At 43.1% G+C, this 17,830-nt stretch carries 25 protein-coding genes; 6 read left to right on the forward strand and 19 right to left on the reverse strand.

Annotation, left to right across the window (positions count from 1 at the left end; genetic code table 11):
• Positions 1-9: 9 nt before the first annotated feature.
• From VF575_03230 to map, 7 genes are all read right to left on the reverse strand, one after another.
• Positions 10-396 carry a DUF1801 domain-containing protein gene (locus VF575_03230; GenBank protein ID HEX8182590.1) on the reverse strand — a complete coding sequence of 129 codons (387 nt, stop codon included), beginning with the start codon at positions 394-396 and terminating at the stop codon, positions 10-12.
• A gap of 184 nt (positions 397-580) precedes the next feature.
• The gene (locus VF575_03235; GenBank protein ID HEX8182591.1) at positions 581-961 is read right to left on the reverse strand and encodes a DUF305 domain-containing protein; all 381 of its coding nucleotides are present in this window, start codon (positions 959-961) and stop codon (positions 581-583) included.
• A 19-nt stretch (positions 962-980) separates the two neighbouring features.
• On the reverse strand, positions 981-1,259 hold the full coding sequence (locus VF575_03240; protein ID HEX8182592.1) for a metal-sensitive transcriptional regulator: 279 nt from the start codon (positions 1,257-1,259) through the stop codon (positions 981-983).
• Position 1,260: 1 nt separating this feature from the next.
• Complete coding sequence (locus VF575_03245) at positions 1,261-1,809, reverse strand: DUF4396 domain-containing protein (protein ID HEX8182593.1); 549 nt, start codon at positions 1,807-1,809, stop codon at positions 1,261-1,263.
• A gap of 428 nt (positions 1,810-2,237) precedes the next feature.
• Positions 2,238-2,810, reverse strand: a complete 573-nt coding sequence (locus tag VF575_03250) for a YdeI/OmpD-associated family protein (protein HEX8182594.1) — start codon at positions 2,808-2,810, stop codon at positions 2,238-2,240.
• 9 nt (positions 2,811-2,819) lie between these two features.
• On the reverse strand, positions 2,820-3,200 hold the full coding sequence (locus VF575_03255; GenBank protein ID HEX8182595.1) for a DUF1428 domain-containing protein: 381 nt from the start codon (positions 3,198-3,200) through the stop codon (positions 2,820-2,822).
• A 222-nt stretch (positions 3,201-3,422) separates the two neighbouring features.
• The gene (map, locus tag VF575_03260) at positions 3,423-4,181 is read right to left on the reverse strand and encodes a type I methionyl aminopeptidase (GenBank protein ID HEX8182596.1); all 759 of its coding nucleotides are present in this window, start codon (positions 4,179-4,181) and stop codon (positions 3,423-3,425) included.
• A 373-nt stretch (positions 4,182-4,554) separates the two neighbouring features.
• On the opposite strand from map, the gene VF575_03265 reads away from it, so the two are divergent.
• The gene (locus VF575_03265; GenBank protein HEX8182597.1) at positions 4,555-5,028 is read left to right on the forward strand and encodes an Hsp20/alpha crystallin family protein; all 474 of its coding nucleotides are present in this window, start codon (positions 4,555-4,557) and stop codon (positions 5,026-5,028) included.
• Positions 5,029-5,442: 414 nt separating this feature from the next.
• Here VF575_03265 and VF575_03270 read toward each other — a convergent pair whose 3' ends face one another.
• From VF575_03270 to VF575_03290, 5 genes are all read right to left on the reverse strand, one after another.
• A complete protein-coding gene (locus tag VF575_03270; protein ID HEX8182598.1) occupies positions 5,443-6,117 on the reverse strand; it encodes a hypothetical protein in 675 nt (224 codons plus the stop codon).
• Positions 6,118-6,185: 68 nt separating this feature from the next.
• Complete coding sequence (locus VF575_03275) at positions 6,186-6,845, reverse strand: hypothetical protein (protein ID HEX8182599.1); 660 nt, start codon at positions 6,843-6,845, stop codon at positions 6,186-6,188.
• A 182-nt stretch (positions 6,846-7,027) separates the two neighbouring features.
• Positions 7,028-8,197 carry a DUF262 domain-containing protein gene (locus VF575_03280; protein HEX8182600.1) on the reverse strand — a complete coding sequence of 390 codons (1,170 nt, stop codon included), beginning with the start codon at positions 8,195-8,197 and terminating at the stop codon, positions 7,028-7,030.
• Entirely contained in the window at positions 8,194-9,429 is a 1,236-nt protein-coding gene (locus tag VF575_03285; protein ID HEX8182601.1) for an adenine-specific methyltransferase EcoRI family protein, read from the reverse strand. Before VF575_03285 ends, VF575_03280 begins: the two co-directional genes overlap by 4 nt.
• Before the next feature lie 95 nt (positions 9,430-9,524).
• A complete protein-coding gene (locus tag VF575_03290) occupies positions 9,525-9,755 on the reverse strand; it encodes a hypothetical protein (GenBank protein HEX8182602.1) in 231 nt (76 codons plus the stop codon).
• A 367-nt stretch (positions 9,756-10,122) separates the two neighbouring features.
• Here VF575_03290 and VF575_03295 point away from each other — a divergent pair, with 367 nt between their 5' ends.
• The 3 genes from VF575_03295 to VF575_03305 all read left to right on the forward strand — a co-directional run bounded on the left by VF575_03295 (position 10,123) and on the right by VF575_03305 (position 11,897).
• The gene (locus VF575_03295; GenBank protein ID HEX8182603.1) at positions 10,123-10,329 is read left to right on the forward strand and encodes a hypothetical protein; all 207 of its coding nucleotides are present in this window, start codon (positions 10,123-10,125) and stop codon (positions 10,327-10,329) included.
• Positions 10,322-10,516 carry a hypothetical protein gene (locus VF575_03300; protein HEX8182604.1) on the forward strand — a complete coding sequence of 65 codons (195 nt, stop codon included), beginning with the start codon at positions 10,322-10,324 and terminating at the stop codon, positions 10,514-10,516. Before VF575_03295 ends, VF575_03300 begins: the two co-directional genes overlap by 8 nt.
• Positions 10,517-10,814: 298 nt before the next feature.
• Positions 10,815-11,897, forward strand: a complete 1,083-nt coding sequence (locus tag VF575_03305) for a hypothetical protein (protein HEX8182605.1) — start codon at positions 10,815-10,817, stop codon at positions 11,895-11,897.
• Between the two features lie 86 nt (positions 11,898-11,983).
• On the opposite strand, the gene VF575_03310 is transcribed toward VF575_03305, so the two are convergent.
• Complete coding sequence (locus VF575_03310) at positions 11,984-12,370, reverse strand: DUF5681 domain-containing protein (GenBank protein HEX8182606.1); 387 nt, start codon at positions 12,368-12,370, stop codon at positions 11,984-11,986.
• A gap of 96 nt (positions 12,371-12,466) precedes the next feature.
• Between VF575_03310 and VF575_03315 the strand changes: the two genes are divergently transcribed.
• The gene (locus VF575_03315) at positions 12,467-12,967 is read left to right on the forward strand and encodes an SLATT domain-containing protein (protein HEX8182607.1); all 501 of its coding nucleotides are present in this window, start codon (positions 12,467-12,469) and stop codon (positions 12,965-12,967) included.
• Complete coding sequence (locus tag VF575_03320) at positions 12,967-13,845, forward strand: hypothetical protein (protein ID HEX8182608.1); 879 nt, start codon at positions 12,967-12,969, stop codon at positions 13,843-13,845. The genes VF575_03315 and VF575_03320 overlap by 1 nt, the downstream gene beginning before the upstream one ends.
• Here the strand turns inward: VF575_03320 and VF575_03325 are convergent.
• Genes VF575_03325 through VF575_03350 form a run of 6 tightly spaced genes read right to left on the reverse strand, consistent with a single transcriptional unit; the run spans position 13,842 to position 17,830 of the window.
• Positions 13,842-14,402, reverse strand: a complete 561-nt coding sequence (locus tag VF575_03325) for an AAA family ATPase (protein HEX8182609.1) — start codon at positions 14,400-14,402, stop codon at positions 13,842-13,844. The two genes, VF575_03320 and VF575_03325, sit on opposite strands and share 4 nt — an antisense overlap.
• 20 nt (positions 14,403-14,422) lie before the next feature.
• Entirely contained in the window at positions 14,423-14,932 is a 510-nt protein-coding gene (locus tag VF575_03330; GenBank protein HEX8182610.1) for a hypothetical protein, read from the reverse strand.
• Entirely contained in the window at positions 14,933-15,814 is an 882-nt protein-coding gene (locus VF575_03335) for an aminoglycoside phosphotransferase family protein (GenBank protein ID HEX8182611.1), read from the reverse strand. It lies immediately after the preceding gene.
• Complete coding sequence (locus VF575_03340; protein HEX8182612.1) at positions 15,811-16,371, reverse strand: alpha/beta hydrolase; 561 nt, start codon at positions 16,369-16,371, stop codon at positions 15,811-15,813. Before VF575_03340 ends, VF575_03335 begins: the two co-directional genes overlap by 4 nt.
• Positions 16,368-16,697: a hypothetical protein gene (locus VF575_03345; GenBank protein HEX8182613.1), complete on the reverse strand. Its 330-nt coding sequence runs from the start codon at positions 16,695-16,697 to the stop codon at positions 16,368-16,370. Before VF575_03345 ends, VF575_03340 begins: the two co-directional genes overlap by 4 nt.
• The gene (locus tag VF575_03350; GenBank protein ID HEX8182614.1) at positions 16,694-17,830 is read right to left on the reverse strand and encodes a GNAT family N-acetyltransferase; all 1,137 of its coding nucleotides are present in this window, start codon (positions 17,828-17,830) and stop codon (positions 16,694-16,696) included. The genes VF575_03345 and VF575_03350 overlap by 4 nt, the downstream gene beginning before the upstream one ends.

Consider the following 17,830-nt stretch of genomic DNA (forward strand, 5'->3'; position numbering starts at 1 on the left):
CTGGTTCCACTAACGCAATTTCAGCAGCCCACGATTCTTCATGATATGTTTGTAGTCCCACTGAATCTGTACAGCCTTGTGTAGATATCGTTTCAAATCAGCATGCTCAATCTGCTTTGCATCAGTATACCGGATTTCCGCGGCCTTGAAACTGCCGGTACTTATCAGACCGGGTTCGTCAAAAGATTGTCCGCTCCAGAACATCATTCGCACATCACCCTTCAGTTTGCTGTACCCGACAATTGGATTACCGTCAATGAACCATACGGGATGTGCATGCCAGACTTTCGCGGTCGCCTGCGGCAGGTTTTTGCTGATAATCTCGTAGAGCTGCTGACATATACGCTCGTCTTCGGATGTTTGCTTATTATGATACATCTGAATGTCTTCTTGCATACCTTCATCATAGCAAATGCGACAAATATAGTGTCAGTAAGATTATAGATGGATTCAAGCTGTCTACAATTGCAATCCCGGCAAGCGAGAGTAATAACATATCTAAAAAATAGCAGCTATACTGCTAAACAATGGCTTCAAGCCCAAAGACACACGTTGTCGTCTGCTCAATATTCAAAGTTTATTAATGACTAGCATTATTATGCTTTGCCGAACCAGCTGAGTAACCCCAATCCTTTTGCCACTGTTTCAGCTGGCGAATTTCTTTTTGTTGCGCTGAGATTATTTCCTTAGATAATTGCTTGATCTCATCATGTTTTGCGTTTGCTGCGGACATTTTTGCCATTTCAACCGCGCCTTCGTGGTGCGTGATCATTTCAGACATAAAGGCCGCGTCAAAGTCGTCTCTGCTTTTTGTCGTCAGATTACTCGCCGACATCGAGCCGTGGAGCGCGCTAGTGTTTTGTTGCTCAGGTGGCCTGTCAAATGTCGTGGCCGCAACAGACACCAGCAATCCGCCTATAAAGAACCCGATAAGACCGTATAATAATGGTTTGGTTTGCATAGTACTTACCCCCTAGGTGTTATAACATTCGACTCATCGCATTAACCAACTCATCGGCTTTGTCGCCCTCACCACGTCCTTCGACTGTATCATTATTTAGACAATGCCTTGCGTGGTCTCGTAACAATTCCAGTCCGACTTGGTCCATTGCCGCCTTAACTGCACTTACCTGCGTCAAAATATCGATACAATATTTGTCTGCCTGCACCATTTTAGACACGCCCCGTACTTGTCCTTCGATACGTTTGAGCCGTTTGAGCAAGTCAGGTTTATTATCTGCATAGCCATACTTTTGCATATCAATTGTTGTCCTGATGATGCTCGTGTCCACCCAGCGCATTCATCGTTATAGCGTGGCCTTTGTTCCGCTTCAGCAAATATTTGTTTACCGGTAAGGCTGCAAAAAATGCAGCAGTCAGTGCGAGCGGCATACTAATCCAAAACAGTGGACTTACCAACCCAGCATGTAAAGCCCCGGGTATTGCTACCATTACCAGATTATCAACAAGCTCCATCGTAGCTATTGATAGCGTATCCGCGGCCGCTACCAGTGATATTGCTGCCGTAAATCCAATACCAGCTTTTACTAGTGGCCAAGCAGAAAGCGCAAAGCCAAACACAAAAGCCAGAGCAACCGCCAGAAGGATCGTTAAACCGGTACTCAGGCCATACGCCGTACCGATGACCAAACCTAGCACTTCACCTATTGCGCAGCCAGTAAGGCAATGGAGCGTGGCGCTGACTGCCATAGCATGTACGCCATCATTGTTTACAACATGATGATCATGCTTTGTCGTGTGCTGGTGTGTTGCATCTCTTTGCACTATCTTGCCTTTCTGTAATTGCATACCCCTATGGGGTATATAATACACCGTATTTATAGTCAGAAATAGTGGGTAGAACTGATTGCCGAATTAAGCGCTCTGCAAAAGCAATACTTTGGTGACGACTGGACGACGTCGTTCAATGGTATACATATCCTTATACCGATGCATGCATTAAAGACAATCAGCTACGAGTAGAGGCGCATTTACTCAACTTCGAGCAAGATGATGCCAACATTCAGACGGACAACAATGCACACGTGATTAGTACCGAACGACACGAAAAAGGAATAAATGTGGTCGACGAAGTAAAAGAGACTCCTCGATGGAGCCTCTTTTATTTCCTAACCACGCTTCATTGAAAATTATTCAAGAATGCAGCGGTTGTCGATAACAGCCTTTACCATTTCTCCAAATTATATTCGCCAGTACAATGCAAATTCTTTAGCAATTCAATGCAGTTTCTTGCCTTGCGCAAGCATCTCTAGCAGTCTCTCCGTTCTACGATTCCTCGTCTGCTCCGTCTTCGCAGTCTGCAATCTCCAAGCGATAGCGTAAGTATTTGTTTTATTCAGTGTGCCGTAGAATTCCAGCGCTTGAGGATTCTTCTTTAGAGCATCCAGAAAATAGTCAGGAGCTACCATTTCACTGGGCTTATCGTATGCCTGATCCCACCTGCCGTCTTCTTTTGCCCTAAAAACTTCAGATAATCCAGCGGGCGTCATTCGTCCTGCAGCTTCCAGTCTCGCGACATACTCTATGTTGCGCTTGGACCACATACTGTTTTTACGTCTCGGCGTGAATTTTTGGATATAAGACACATCGTCTTTTTTCTTCATCTGCCCATCTATCCATCCGTAGCACAATGCCTCATCCAGGGCATCCGCATATGTGACCGACATAATACTAGAAGCTTTCTTATACATACGCAACCAGACACCGTCCGTATCTGCGTAATGTGCGTCCAGCCAGGCTTTCCATAGCTGGGCATTTTCAAATTCTACTTCTAGGTATTCTGCTTTCATGAATTAATACTATCCTTCAACCGCTACCTCAAACCCACCGTATGCCATCTTTTTCATGTCAGCAGGCATTTCGAAATCAATCTGATCGCTATATGAGTCCTCCATCTCAGCAATAACTTTTTTGTTTACTTCATCGCGGTGCTCTTTTGATTCAAACACAATGAACGAAAACCAAACGTTTTCCTCATCGCTTGCGCCAGTCACTTCTTGAAAAGCTCGTGATTTTTCGTCTCCCATTTCTTGCTGCTTGAGATCTTCACCCCTACACTCAAAATATTGAAGGGCACCATGCTTCATCCAGGAATCGCGTCCTTGTTTCGCCATTTCCTCATACTCTGCTTCTTTGCCTTTCGGTACTACCAGAACAAATCCATCAACGTATTTAGCCATTTTACCTACTCCCTATATTACAGTTGCATCCTTTATGATTTTAGCACTCTGAGTAAAGCGGCAGGACGTCGGAGCATCCCGTGATTAATATTTGGTGCAGATATACAGCATTTGCTTAAACTTTTTGATTGGTTACTTAGTGAACCTAACCGTCCATTCAATATAGCTTTGACCGAGAGGACTGGCATTGTTAGCTCAATTATATATTGAGTGTATGCTGCCTTAAAGAACGGTCAGAATTTCTACGCCATTTTCAGTTACCATAACGGTATGTTCAAAATGCGCTGATAAACTGCCGTCTTCAGTTGAAACTGTCCAACCATCATCTTCGAGGATAACTTTTTCACTTCCTAATGTAGTCATCGGCTCAATAGCTATCGTTGTTCCTGGCGTCAGCATTATGCCCGTACCTTGATGACCATAATTCGGTATATTCTCAGGCTCCTGATGCATATTATGCCCTATACCGTGTCCAACCAGATCACGAACAATACCTAATTTTGCCCTATTCAATTCCTTCTCTATGGCTGCCCCTATGTCACCAATACGTGTAGGACCATTTATTGCGTTAATGCCAGCATACAGACTACGTTGAGTTGCACGTAATAAGTGTTCTTGAATGTCTGTCGGCTCGTCTCCTACCGTCATTGTAAATGCGCTATCCGTCTTCATGCCTTTATAGGTCAATACCAAATCAAAACTGACTAGGTCACCTTGTTGCAGTATGTAATTTGTAGGTATGCTATGTACCACTTGATTATTAACAGAAATACAAATGGATCCCGGAAAATTCACCTCATTAGTTCTATACGTCGCAATAGCACCGTAACGCGTAATCTCTTTTGCCGTCCAGTCATCCAGTACTTTCTCACTAACACCTGGTACGACTTTATCGCGCAAATCTAGTAATATAGTGGCTAGAATTCTACCGCCATCACGCATTGCCTGTATTTCTGCCGCCGTCTTGTGTGGACCTATCATCAATAAATGATAACAAAAAACACGCCAATAGGCGCATTTGTCATATTAGCTAAATTGGTGCAGCACAGTTACTGAAGTTATAACCATACTAACATATACAAACAGTCGTTCGGCTGCTTAAGTTGCATAAACAACGTTAAACCATATACAAACATTGTTAATTAGCACTCTTGACATGAGAGTGCCAGTTTGATATATAAATAATAGGTGGGTTTAAGCAAACCACCACTGTAAATTAAACGTTTAATGTCTGTCATTTCTCCGCTAGCTATGGTTATCGGAGTTGGGAGATGCATTAATAGCCCAACTACCGTAGGCGCATCACTCCGAAGCTAAAAGTAGCAAGAGAGGTGTACAGGAAAGGAGGATAATTATGTTTGATCTAACTCGTCGGCCAAGCAGCAATTTAGGATTATCCACTTTTGAAGAGATGGATAAGCTGTTTGATAACTTTTTCCGATCAGCTGGTCTGCCAACAAAAGCTTTCAACTTGCCATCAGTAGATATCTACAGCGAGGATGATAAGCACATGGTTGTCGAGATGCCTGCTCCAGGATTTGATGTCAATGACATCGATATTAATATCCGAGAAGGTGTACTTGAAATCAAAGGTCAGATTACTGAAAAAGACGAGCAGAAAAAAGACGGACGCAACTATATTGTTCGTGAAAGCAATGCAAGTTTTGCACGTCGAGTAGTTCTGCCTGAAGGTGCGGATGCAGATAATATTGAAGCTGAGCTTGATAAAGGTCTGCTGAAAATCAAAGTGCCTGTTCACCGCCCAGAAGCAAAACAGGTAAAGGTTCAGGCCGGTAAAAGCTCCGGTGCTAAAAAGATTGCAGCTTAGGCTTAATGCTTAAGGCACTATAAAGCCCCTGTATTTATAGCAGGGGCTTTTAACTAATGTCTTATGAAGTACTAAAGAATAAGTTCGAACGCCCAACTTAATCTATATAATCTGACAGATATAAAATGCCGCGCAGAGAATCACAGATAATGTTAGAACCGAGACTATAACCAGTAACAGATAAGTGCAAAATATATAGCGCACCCTAATGATTTGCTATATCTATAAATTCGGCTTGGTGCAGCAGGTAGAAAAAGTTTTCACTCTATCAGAGATGAATACCATAGATGGAGAGCCATTTTAGATAAACCTTATCAGATGTTTGCAAGCATCAGGTGAGTCCTAGTACTTACACTACTATATAGAGGGCTTGTACTCTTCTAGAAGCAAATAAACTAATACCTACGATGAAAGCTACTCACCAAGCGGCTTGATTGGCATAGACTCTGCAAGCATATTGACAGCACCGTCAGCACGAAACTCAACCATCAGAGTACCCTGGCCATATCGGTCAGCAGACAGCATTTCAGAATAGGGGTATACTTGCACATCAGCCTCATCAAGCCTAGCCTGTACAGTTAGTGTCAAAAGATTGGTGATTAGTTCATCTCTCGGAACCATAGCCCACTTAACAGACGGATCTTGCGTCCATTCTCCTGGCGTCATCACTACTGCCCTGACATTTGAAACCCCGTCAGTTGCGAAGCGGTCTACTGCTTCCGCTAACGTGCTGGCACCTAACTGATCATTGAGGGGGCTGTAGTGTTGTACGTAACCTTTGCGTGTCCCATCGGGTAATTCTGCCGAAATTGCTACGGCATTACAGCCACCAAGACCAAAGGTAGCAATTCGCTTCTCTTCGCCGTTATCAGCAGTAATGTCACCTCGTGCATCCATATCTACTAACACTGTTCCCCGTCCTTTTTCTATCTCATAGAAGCTAGGGCGGTGATACGAGGGTTCCATTTCAATACAACCTCTACCGAGGGTAGAGCGACCAAGACTTTGAGCATAGTCAGTCTTTTCATAAGGACTTACTGACTTTTCAAATGCAGGTAGGTCAAACTTTGGCTTTGGAATATCAGACATAAGCAATATTGTATCATTATTCTCGTGTATTGTCTATAGTGAAACACCTGATATGGTGGTCGCGATTATTACTCAGCCGATTTAAGCCATTTTGACTTGCCATCACTAAACACACCGCTAATATATTCAACGTCAATCTCGCTAATTCTACTGGCTTCTCCGCGAAGTAAATTGTTCATTAGGTCATGCGTGTCCTTGATGGCTTCTCTAGCGTCACCGTCCATGTACCATACCGTGTTTCCATAAACATTATTCAACTTATTGACTAAATCTTTCACATCTTCAAACAACTTAATATAATCATCCTCTGATACAGTGTTAATTGTCTTCAGATCAACGTCACCAAGGTGAGCAAAATAGTCCATTCTTAATTCGGTTATCGTTTTGAGCGTGGTGTTATGTTTTTGTCTCAATTTTTCTAAGTCAGCTGTAAAATTACCTTCTCCTGCGGCTTGCATTTTGTTGATTACCTTCTCTAGTGACTTCTTATCATTGCTTGATACAAGGCGATTAAGGTTATTCATTGTGTATGACAGAGCGCCTTCTAGTAGTGGTAAGAAAAAACCCTTGTGGCTAGTAATCACTTTAAGGTATGCTTCCGCCGCATCTGCGTTCACTGCTTTATTGAAATGTAGATAGACTTCACGCCTAACTAAGTATGCATTTTCAATATGAAACACTTTTTGGTTAATGTCATTAAGCAATTTCTGATTTTCATTTTCGGCCATACTGTTAGTATAAATGATATTGCTGCATCTAAATGTCGCACAATGAATCTTGTACGACAGCGATTAACAGCGGTAGAGTCATTTTTTTCTGATAAAACGTCTTGTCAAGTATCTGTAATATCTTTGCCCACCCCTGTTAGATAACATATTATACAATAATGGGGTTCCAGTCTAAATAATCGCTATCTATTGCCTTTTGCCCGGTTGTGAGACTTGCAGAGCAATTCACAATTCTCTTTTCCTGTAGAACCACCCTTGCTCCATGCAGTGACATGGTCAGCATCCATATCACTTAACGCCCAGACTTTGTCCTTGTTTGCGTCATGTCCTATAGCGCAGTATGAGCAATTAGATATGCCCTTTTCTTCAGCGGCCTTAGTCTGCTCTGAATAAACTGCTCTTTTTGTGGGCTCATCAAATACACGGATATTTAGTAATTTAGTGTCAGTGGAGCCGCCAAGAATATATTCGTATACACCACGACGGTCTTTGACCTCATAACTACCCAACAGCTTATGTAATTCCGCAGATACCGCCTGGGGATCGTAGCTCTTGTTATAGTATGTTTCGTATAGCCTGCCCCATTCCAAGCCCTTCATCTCACTTTCGACGTCGCTAAAGACGTTTGATACCCAGTTGATTACAGTATTGAAATGCGTTTTCAGCTCGTTAATATTATCGTCATAGCGGTGTTTGCTCATATAGTCACCGATATTACCTCGGCTCACCCAATTAAGCGCCCGTTCCAAAAAATCTTGCCGAATAGCACTGCCATTAATAAACGTGCTCCATTTATTGATGTTAGCATTCTGACTATTGCTAAATTCTTCTTTAGCAAGCGTAACGAACGGTCCAGAATACACGGCGTTCAAAAGTTCCTGTTCATTGAGCGGAACGCCGACAATGTTAATGGTCTTAAACCATTCTTTAATTTCGCTTTCGGTGCCATGACATTCATATATCAATAGCCTACTGTTCATTATCAATTCGCGTTTGTCATCGGCCATGCCACTAAAGTACTGCTCATGACCGTTCTCGTCGCGTACGGCAAATTTGCCGGTAACAAACCGCCCCACACTTGTTATACGCTGCTGTCCATCAAGCACCTCATATTTACCATCGCTGACTTTATTGAAATATATAAGACCCAGGGGGTAGTCCTTCAGTAAACTTTCGATAACAGCCTGTTCTCGTCTACCACTGTCGCTGGCATAGATGTAATTCCGTTGGTATTCGGGCTGAATGGTTAGCTTACCGCCTAAACCAAACAGTCCCTTACCCTCTAATTCGTTGTATACAAAGCCATCAACGACTTCCCGAACGGTAGTGTTTGTCCAAAGGTTAGTAATCATGCGGTTGCCTTTCTGTGTTGAATAAAAATGCGGGCGTACAGTTGCTTGTAATATTTACCATCAACTATGTAATAAGTATCTCCCAACGGCGGCGTATCGAACTGAATCGTCACGCCGTCATTTAATTTCGAGACAGTGCTTGTTGCGCCGTTTTTACTAACTTGGATTTGTGCCGGGTAGATTTTATTGGCAAAATTGTACCAAGTCTTGGATATTCCCAAAATTTCAAATTGCTCTGGATCATATTTATCCAAAAAAGTAATCGGTACTCCCATCACGCCATTGCAATCGCTTGGTATCGAATCTGTAAAAGGCACCTCGATAGCGTCATAATTATCAAAACGGTCATAGTCTGTTTTACCCGCCATCTTTTTGTTGAACTTCAGATTATCCGACATAGTCATCAGACTGAGCGGTTGGTGACGACGGCCATGATCAAGATTAGTGAACCAGTGGACTCCTGGTACTCGAACAAATTTATTTCCTTTTTCATCAGTTCGCTGACTCGAAGAATGCAACACCACTCCTGCCGGTACTTGGAATTCTCTATCGCCTCCCGTAATACTTGGCCCATACCAAACTTTATTCTCTTTGATTAATGGAAATATCTCTTTATATGTGACAGCATTTTTATTACCAATTATGCAGAATTTCTTATTATGCTCTACTAACTGCGCCATATATTCTCTAAATAAACTGAACGGCGGATTCGTCACAACTATGTCACTTTGTTTGAGTAACTCCACGCATTCATCGCTCCTAAAATCACCATCTTCATCAAGAGGCGACCACTCATTATGCTTATTGTCCTTTAGCTGCTTAGCAACGTCTTGCAAACTGAATTGCCCGTCACCATCATAATCCCCAACATCGGAGATTATGAATTTGTTGGCAGTAACTTTTGGCCGTCCCTTTATTTCAATCTTTTTTTCTGTCGGTTTTTCGCCGTTAAATACTTCTAGAGTAAGCTGAACTTCGGTGTTCGCGATCGGAGATGGCTTATAACTCGTAGTAATCAATTTCTTCAGTCCCAGCCGTTTAAAATTCAGCACAAAATAGCGAAAGAAGTTACTCTCGTATGGATCGTCGCAATTACAGTAGACCACCTTGTCCTTAAATGTGTTGGGGTCAAACTCCAGGTATGCCTCGATCTCCTTCTGAATGTCAGCGTATTGTGTGTAGAACTCGTCGTTTTTTGCTTTCTTTGCTGTACCAAGATTTTTATTTGCCATATGTAAGGATAATTATACTGTATATCTGACTATTTTACTGACCGTATTTTCTGACAGCACATCCCTTAAAAAGGTGTCAAAACCATGCAAGTTTTCTAATGAATTGTCAGAAAACTCATAACTAATTTATCTTGGTTGGCTTTAGCGGCTGCGATCTTATCGGCGAACATATCATTGTCCAGGTGCCGATAGAATGTATCCCTGCTGATTCCAGCATACCGACAAGCGTCAGTAACATTCGCATTGTGTTGTATAGCGTCAGCCAGCTTAATAATGATTTTTAGATTAACTTTTGGTGGCCTGCCTACAGCTTTTTTCGCAGTCATATAACTCCTTTTGTTTTTACGCTTCTATCTATTCATTATGACAGGTGGGCACTTTATCAACTTTCGTTTAAAAACCCGTCCTAGACGCTCCTCCTGTGTTTCAGAGGGTAATCGAAGTCGTTCATCTTTTGCCTTATCAGAAAGCAGAGCAACCCCTCCCAAATTTTTTTCCGAGATAACGTTGTCAATTTGACTGTAATGATAGCTTGTATTTCGACAAGCATAAGCGTATAGTAGATGACAAACTATAGGTTTAGCCACTCGCTGGTTCCTCCCTTCTACTCAGAGTCAGCTAACCCGAAAATCATCATAATAATCCTATATCAGAAACCACGTCGTTCAACGGGGTAAACGATAGGATTTTTTTATGTATGACTTCGGTCAGTCGGCTAACCCACTGACACATAAAGCAACAAACAAAAATACGGTTGTCGAGAGACCCGTACTCACACCAAAACAACTACAAAAGCAGGACGCACTGGATCTTGCAGAACTCATCTATGACATGTATAAGGATGGTTTGTCCAGTGCTAACATGGAAGAAAATAACGAAAAGGACAATAACAATGGCTAAAGAATTCTCTATATCAAGCTGTAGGGTTTCCACGCCGGAACAACTTGAAAATAACAGCTTAACTCGTCAGCACGAAAACGTTCTGAGAGCGTCAGATGAACTTGGTGCGCCAATTATTAAGTATTGGTCTGGCAATATGTCTAGCAAACGTGGCACAATATTGATCGTACCGACATCAAAGATATGATAACTTTCTGTAAAAAGAATAAGCAGGTAAAATACCTGATCGTAGATGAGCCAGATAGGTTCATGCGCTCTGTAGACGAAGGTATATATTTTGAAGTTGTGTTTCAGTAATTAGGCGTTAAGGTTTGGTATGCTTCAGACCCGATCTTGAATGGTAATAATCTTTCCGCGAAACTACTAAAATTTCTAAATATTTCTCTGCTGAAGGCAGCAACGATGAGCGAATATTAAAATCTATTAACGGGCAAACCACAGCTCTTAAATCAGGTAGGTATCCCTTCTCGCCGAAGCCTGGTTATATGAAAGGTGCTCGAACTGGTGTACCCGAAGTGCATCCAGTCAGAGGACCCGCATTACGTGATATTTTAGTAAGAGTCGCTGAGCATAGAATAACACCCACACAAGGTCTTATTGAGCTAAATAAAAGTGATTACACCCAAGAACGTGCATTATTAAAAATGGATAAGTTTCGTAAGATAGCGACTGATCCATTTTATGCGGGGATTACAGATATTAGCAAACAAGTGACTGTTCGTAATGAGAGTGCGCTGCATGAACCGCTAATCACCCTGGCATATCACAAAGAGCTTATAAGGGTATTCACTGCAAAGAAAAAGAATCAGTCAGGACCACGTAAAAACGGCAATCCGGAATATCCACTAAACATAATCACAATACACGACACATGCCTCGAATATAAAAACAAAGGTAAGTTCGTTGGATTCCAACATAGCAATGGAAAAAATCCCAATCTCATATACAAGAAATACCGTTGTCGCTCATGCAAATTTTATGTTGGCCGGGATGAGCTACACTCAAAAGTAGCTCAACTGTTCGCCGACAACCCTATAACATTCGAAGGCGTTAAAAGACTCTTAGAAGCTTTGGAAACCGTATGGAAAACGAAGGAATCTCAAGCCAGACAGGACAGTATACGTATTAGCCAAAAGATTAGCTCTCTGAGGGAAGATATAAGTAATCGTGCTCTGGCCGCTATTGATCCATCAAACATTTCAATTAAATCAGAGATACTGGCCAATATAGAGATGATGAAAACAGAAGTAACCGATTACGAAGAACAGCTGACGACGTTAAATCAAAAAGCTGATACCGACAAGCAACGTTTCCTAGAATTCGCGTTCAACTTTGTCATTAATATGAAGGATAGCTACTTCTCTTTAACACCTGAAAATGCCAAAAAGTGTAAACAAATCATTTTTCCAGCTGGTTTTTACATGGACGCTAACAAAAATGTTTACACCCCCGAAATAAGCCCTCTCATCAGATTAGCGACAAACAAAAAGGACACCGAAGTGTCCGATAAAGCTCATTTGGTGCAGGATAGCCGACGCATTTCAAACGTCAGCCATGAACGCCAGTGAGGATTATAAACTCAAGAACTTGGTAGAGATATTCGGATTGTCAGGTAATCTACTCGACACTTAATGCCGATCGGGGTAATTAAGCGTTAAGCAGGCTTCTTGTTTGCTGAATCGCGATTATATTGTCGCATGTTGAATATCTGAACCGGCTTCAGTTCACGCTCGGTATAAGCAGGTTCAACCTTGTTGCCAAAACCAGTCACTCTTAGCCATGTTGCAGCTCTTACATCGCCACCCATTGCTTTCAGCATCATGACCGTGACAATTGCGTACGCAAAGTTCTTATTAGGTAGATGTTGCCAGTAACTTGGTTTACGCGCCAAAACCTTACCTGCAAGGTCTTCATCATCAAGAAGTTGTTTGACGATTGTAGCTATGTTTTGAGAGCCTTTAGGGCGGCCTTTTATATTGCCACTAACACCGGGTTTAAACCTCGTTTTTATGCCGTGCTCTGCTATATCAGGATTTGCCATATACCTTGATAATAGCCTGTTTTTCGTAACTTTCATATCCTCTTATGCTTGCCTAAACGCAGTCATAAAATCATAATTGTTTGCAAGGAAACTGTTATGCCTACAAATACCAAGCAAGAAATGAAAAAAGAAGCCAAACGCGTTGAAGAAAGCGCTAAGTATAGTGCGCAGACACAGTTTGAATACTCTAAAACCTGGAGATCGGTAGATCGTTGGATCAGCGCTATTGCTGCATTGATCGCTGCAATATCTGGTGCTGGCGGCCTAGCTGACGTGATACCAGGAAAATGGGCCGGGTTAATCACTCTTATCTCAGCTGGGCTTAGTGCCATCGCCGTTTCGCTAGGCGCTCCCAAAACCAAGACATTAGCTCACGCCTCTGCAAACGCATACCTTGCGCTTCAACAAGATGCGAGGGCTTTCATAAACATTGACCTTGACCTTCTGCCTACCGATGAGGCGCGCGAAGTACTTGCAAAGCTGATTGCACGACACCAAGAGCTTAATAATACCGCCGAAATACCTTCCTCACGAGCATGGAAGAAAGGTAAAAACAATGTTGAGGCGGGCGATCAAAAGTATGAAGTTGACGGCTAATGGCAACGACAACAATACAAGCGTTTAAGGAATTCGCTGAAAAAATCAAGCCAACATCAAATCAGCTTGAGACGATCCAGACCAAACGCAGCGCAACCCATAATTATCTCTTAGAAGGCTTTGACGCAAGCGACGAAATGCCGCTGGATCGCACAGTTATTATTGGCTCTGCTAGCCGCGACACTATCATTAGGCCGCTCGATGATATCGATATATTAGCCGTATTCTCAGATGCGACCAACATTTACGAGAATAAGTACATATACGATTCGCATGCCTTTATCAATCGTGTTCGGAATGTCTTAGGGCAGAACTTTACTGATACAGTCGTTGGTACACGCGGGCAAGCAGTAAGGCTATTTTATAAATCTGGGCCACATGTTGATATTGCCCCAGTCTTTATGGACTCCGGCGGCGGATACTTGCTACCTAGCGGTAACGGTGGCTGGTTAAAAACCGATCCTGACGTTCAGGCGGCGTGGTTTTCTGAGCAAAATAAGGAACTCGATTATCATCTGCGACCGCTCGTGCGCCTGCTAAAGCGCTGGAACAATGAGCATAGCAAAGATATCAAGTCATACCACTTAGAAGTAATGGTAGCAAATACTTTCAAAACGCTAGGTGGCAATTCGCGCAATGCGATAAATAAGTTTTTTACGTGGTCGCAGTCGCATATCGATGTTTATGACCCTGCTGGCCACAGCGGCAATTTATCCAACTACCTGACATGGAACACAAGAAGGGACTTAATCGCTCGATTAACAAGCGCGGCCGAACGCACACAAAAAGCACTCGATGCTGAAGATGCCGGCGATCATGCAGAAGCTATTAGACTTTGGAGAATTGAGCTTGGTTCCGAGTTCCCCTCCTATGGCTAGACTTCATTATCGAAAATAAAGTCAGCGTAGCGCTCGGGATGATACTTTTGCTGATATGCTAAATCATTCTCAGCCCATAGATCCCAATGTTGTTCGTTTTCATTACCCGCATCTCTTAGCTTGCCGCGTTGCTTCGCAACCTCGATAGGTGTTTCTATCCAGATTTTATAATCGTAATAGCTGGCGATGGCAGGATGGAATGCGGATATGCCCTCTATAATTAGGTAGTCACTATCCGGCACCTTGATTGGATCACTGAGCTTATTCTGTTCCCATTCTAGCCGATGATACGTAACGGGCTGGCCCGTTGTTGCAGGTATCAAAACCTCTTTCTCGAGCCGGTCACGATCGAAACCAACCTTATCAGGTGAGCGATCAGTCAGCTTGTCTTTAATTATAAAATCGTCAATGTTGATAACTTGAGCAACCCCAAGAGCTTGCTTGAGCATCTCGGCGACAGTAGATTTACCCGAGCCGCCATAACCCTCGATCGCAATTATAATGGGTGTAGTAGCTGTATCAGATTTTATCTCTGCAATTATTTCTTCAAACGTCATTTATGTTCTTAATTTCCATTCTAGGTATCTATGGTGTATTGTTTTTGCATTACGGGCATACCCATACTTAATGCTTTATCAATTGTATCCTGAGTTCCTAAAGAACTATTGACCTGAAAAGCTAGAAGCTGGTCGGCATCCTCTAGTACTTTTGTATTACGATCGTAATAGCTTTCTTCATTCAAGATAGAATGGCCCATTTCAATCAGCGATTGTTCCCTGCGCTGTTTGACGGTGCTTAACAAGCCGATAAGCGCTTCAGATTGCTCAAGCGTAATAACACCTTCATCGGCTCGTTTACGATAGTGAGCGGCATAAATATCAAGCGTGGTCGTCAGTATAATGGTTATGCGGTCGGCTTCTGGGTTGCGTTTAATGGCTTCCTCTGTGGCAACATAATCTACACCTAAAGCACCGCCAATAACAATACCGTTACCCCGCTCAATTACGTCAGCTACATCATCTCGTACATCCTGTACGATCTCAGGACTTGATCGACGCCACGAGCCGGAGATTGCAACCCACTTCATTTAGTAGCCGTGCCTTTCCAGCAGTTCCAAACATAGGCGCACATTTTCAGCCTGAGCTTGTCGGCGACTCAGATCGCGGTCTTCATCAATATCGCGACCGCTTAGTATTGAATCCAGCCAAAAACTAACCAAATATGCCAACATCTGTGGATCATATTTTTCCGGGTGCTTCTCGTATGGGTCAAAACCGAACTTATACATATTGATAAACAGCGGGGTGGTGTCTAGACTAGCGTCTCCTATACAAAGCCAATTCCAATCAATCAACTTGCCCGTTTTTGTTTTAGGATCGTAGCCGAAGTTGTCTGCCCGTATATCTTGATGGGTTAAGGTATCGGCCTGAAAAGACCAGCCCTCGTTCATGGCGGCTAACTTCGTTAAAGTATCGTAATTTACATCTATGCTCGTGCCAAGTTCAGGCACACGCTTGCTTAGCCATTCGACTGATTCGTCCTGTAGCAATGTTGGCCACTTATTATCCAAACTAACCACGCTATTTGGGCTAAAATCCTCATCGCCTTTAAATAGGTATGCAAATGGTTTCAAAGCCTCTTGAGCTTCAATAACAGCGTTTAGCTTGTCATCGTCCCATGTGTCTTCAAAACTATAATCACGTAAGTACTCTATCGCCATGCCGGTGTCGTTATCATTTACTGCGTATAGCATCGGTACGTGCGGGTAACCGGCCTCATTGAGTTTTTGATAAACCTTCACTTCTTTTGCAAGCCACTTCTTAGTCTGCTCTCCCGTTCCAACCTTAACAAATAACTTAGTACCATCCTCTATGATGATAAAACCACGCTGCGCAGGAGAATAGCCGCCCGATACCTCACCCATAGACTCAAGGCGAGGAATAATATCGCTATTCCAGTTGTATTTCATGCCTTTAGTAACTCCTTGAGCAAAGCAAACTCTCTATAAGGCTGATTAAACGAACCCGAACCCATGTGGCCTTGCCCGCTCGCTAGTATAAACTCAGCGCCTAATTTCTCGGCTACCGGACGAGCTTGCTTATCATTACAGCCCCAAGGATCGTTATCGGAGTTGATCAGTACAATCTCTTTAGCAGCTTGTTTTATTGCTTGCCAGTCGTACTCTTCTTTTTGCAACATTAACTCAGAAAAACCCTCATCATCTATTGATTGATAAAAGCCAGAGACTAAGATCAACTGCTTGATAGGCACTTGAACATACTGCATCAGTGTCAGCAGAAGCGGGCAAGCCGACGAGTGGCCAATGACAATAGTTTCTTCATCAAATGGAGGCATATTATCTTCAATATAGTTTCGGCTTTCCTCAAGCTCTGGCTTGTCGGTGTTTGGCAGTAACGGCCACCAAACAGTGTATCCCTTAGACTCTAGGTACTTCTTTGTATCCGCAAACCAGAAGTAGTCCGTGTTACTCCCGCCCGTTCCGTGAAGTAGCCATGCCGTCTTCACGCCTGCTCCAGTCTATAAACGTCGATCGCAGGCTCTTCGTACGAGTGTGCCTCCCGAATTGTTTTAACAACTTCTTTTAGGCTGTCACCGTCACAGGTAATTTCAATACGCTCTTCTACAACTTGCTCTAGTTTACCTACTTCACCTATTGCTGGGTTTGCGTCGTCGCCGGGTAGAAATCTACCGATACCTTTTACAGAGAAGCTACAGTGCGTATACTTGCCAACTCTGCCACCGCCAGCGTTACCAATAGCATCCCTTAGCTTGTCAGCTTCGCCTTCGGGTACGGTAACGACTACCTTGTAAATTGTCATCGGCTCGTTCATTGACCGGCCTTTCTGACCATTTCAATTTCAGGGATATGCGTATTACCATACACATTACCCTCATCAACAATTTGCGCATCCGTTTGCTCAAAACCAAAGCGTTTGTAAAAATCTATAGCGTTTTGATTGTAGCTAGCAACGCGAAGATAAATATCATCACTGTTGCCATGCCACTCAAGTATCTTATCTATGAGCTTGCTACCTACACCCATACCTTGTGCGTCGGGTGAAACATATAATGCTCCTACATGTTTTCTGCCATCAATAAAGCCAGGCCCAGCCATGCCAATTATCTTGTTCCCCGCACGTGCGACAAATACAGCTCCCGTTCCATCCTCACTCTCGATTCGTTTACGCCAGTTTTCTATATTTTTTGGAATACGTTCACCATTTGCGCCTTCAGTACGAAGTCGGATATCTTCTTCCGTAATGCCCTCAGCTTCATTAGGGTAGGTTGCCATCCAAGTACGTCTTAATAAATCCGAAACGGCCTCAGCATCTTGCGAGACAGCTCTCTCAATAGAGACGCTACGTTTATCGGCTTCTCGGTTATTTACATCTGCTTTTAGCACCATTTCAATTTGAGGCAACGACTTCATAAAATCAGGTCGACCCGGCTCGTCAGTCACCACTGCGTCAGTCTTCACAAAGCCAAAACGATTATAAAAATTGATAGCATTTTGATTATAGGCAACGACCTCAAGGAATATGTCATCGCAGGGTCCATGCCACTCAATTGCTCGTTGTATAAGCCTACTACCTATGCCAACTCCTTGAGCTTCCGGTGAAACGTAAATAGCGCCTATGCGACGTTTGCCGTCTTCTATAGACGGATCGACATAGCCAACAACTTTACCATCGACCTTAGCAACAAATGTGTCTCCGTCGGGTCTGTCGGTTTTTCCGAGCTTTTCTTTTAGATAGGCGATCCTGCGTGGCACAAACTCGCCCTCAAGGCCCTGCGCATTCACTTTGATATCTTCAGGCGTGATTCCAAGCTCGGGGTTAGGATAGGCTTCAATCCAAGCTCGGTCTCTGATGTCACAAATAACTTCAGCATCTTCGGGTAACGCTCGCTCAATTTCAACTGATTGTTTATCGTACTCTGGCTTTGGCATAGTTGTTTCGCTCAT

It is taken from the genome of Candidatus Saccharimonadales bacterium, assembly GCA_036388415.1.
Lineage (GTDB): Bacteria > Patescibacteriota > Saccharimonadia > Saccharimonadales > UBA4665 > UBA4665.

What these genes read in the sequence shown, in the direction of transcription:
- VF575_03230 (HEX8182590.1), bottom strand. Translation starts at nt 396, where the DNA reads ATGCAAGAAGACATTCAGATGTATCATAATAAGCAAACATCCGAAGAC.
- VF575_03235 (HEX8182591.1), bottom strand. Translation starts at nt 961, where the DNA reads ATGCAAACCAAACCATTATTATACGGTCTTATCGGGTTCTTTATAGGC.
- VF575_03240 (HEX8182592.1), bottom strand. Translation starts at nt 1,259, where the DNA reads ATGCAAAAGTATGGCTATGCAGATAATAAACCTGACTTGCTCAAACGG.
- VF575_03245 (HEX8182593.1), bottom strand. Translation starts at nt 1,809, where the DNA reads ATGCAATTACAGAAAGGCAAGATAGTGCAAAGAGATGCAACACACCAG.
- VF575_03250 (HEX8182594.1), bottom strand. Translation starts at nt 2,810, where the DNA reads ATGAAAGCAGAATACCTAGAAGTAGAATTTGAAAATGCCCAGCTATGG.
- VF575_03255 (HEX8182595.1), bottom strand. Translation starts at nt 3,200, where the DNA reads ATGGCTAAATACGTTGATGGATTTGTTCTGGTAGTACCGAAAGGCAAA.
- map (HEX8182596.1), bottom strand. Translation starts at nt 4,181, where the DNA reads ATGATAGGTCCACACAAGACGGCGGCAGAAATACAGGCAATGCGTGAT.
- VF575_03265 (HEX8182597.1), top strand. Translation starts at nt 4,555, where the DNA reads ATGTTTGATCTAACTCGTCGGCCAAGCAGCAATTTAGGATTATCCACT.
- VF575_03270 (HEX8182598.1), bottom strand. Translation starts at nt 6,117, where the DNA reads ATGTCTGATATTCCAAAGCCAAAGTTTGACCTACCTGCATTTGAAAAG.
- VF575_03275 (HEX8182599.1), bottom strand. Translation starts at nt 6,845, where the DNA reads ATGGCCGAAAATGAAAATCAGAAATTGCTTAATGACATTAACCAAAAA.
- VF575_03280 (HEX8182600.1), bottom strand. Translation starts at nt 8,197, where the DNA reads ATGATTACTAACCTTTGGACAAACACTACCGTTCGGGAAGTCGTTGAT.
- VF575_03285 (HEX8182601.1), bottom strand. Translation starts at nt 9,429, where the DNA reads ATGGCAAATAAAAATCTTGGTACAGCAAAGAAAGCAAAAAACGACGAG.
- VF575_03290 (HEX8182602.1), bottom strand. Translation starts at nt 9,755, where the DNA reads ATGACTGCGAAAAAAGCTGTAGGCAGGCCACCAAAAGTTAATCTAAAA.
- VF575_03295 (HEX8182603.1), top strand. Translation starts at nt 10,123, where the DNA reads ATGTATGACTTCGGTCAGTCGGCTAACCCACTGACACATAAAGCAACA.
- VF575_03300 (HEX8182604.1), top strand. Translation starts at nt 10,322, where the DNA reads ATGGCTAAAGAATTCTCTATATCAAGCTGTAGGGTTTCCACGCCGGAA.
- VF575_03305 (HEX8182605.1), top strand. Translation starts at nt 10,815, where the DNA reads ATGAAAGGTGCTCGAACTGGTGTACCCGAAGTGCATCCAGTCAGAGGA.
- VF575_03310 (HEX8182606.1), bottom strand. Translation starts at nt 12,370, where the DNA reads ATGGCAAATCCTGATATAGCAGAGCACGGCATAAAAACGAGGTTTAAA.
- VF575_03315 (HEX8182607.1), top strand. Translation starts at nt 12,467, where the DNA reads ATGCCTACAAATACCAAGCAAGAAATGAAAAAAGAAGCCAAACGCGTT.
- VF575_03320 (HEX8182608.1), top strand. Translation starts at nt 12,967, where the DNA reads ATGGCAACGACAACAATACAAGCGTTTAAGGAATTCGCTGAAAAAATC.
- VF575_03325 (HEX8182609.1), bottom strand. Translation starts at nt 14,402, where the DNA reads ATGACGTTTGAAGAAATAATTGCAGAGATAAAATCTGATACAGCTACT.
- VF575_03330 (HEX8182610.1), bottom strand. Translation starts at nt 14,932, where the DNA reads ATGAAGTGGGTTGCAATCTCCGGCTCGTGGCGTCGATCAAGTCCTGAG.
- VF575_03335 (HEX8182611.1), bottom strand. Translation starts at nt 15,814, where the DNA reads ATGAAATACAACTGGAATAGCGATATTATTCCTCGCCTTGAGTCTATG.
- VF575_03345 (HEX8182613.1), bottom strand. Translation starts at nt 16,697, where the DNA reads ATGAACGAGCCGATGACAATTTACAAGGTAGTCGTTACCGTACCCGAA.
- VF575_03350 (HEX8182614.1), bottom strand. Translation starts at nt 17,830, where the DNA reads ATGAGCGAAACAACTATGCCAAAGCCAGAGTACGATAAACAATCAGTT.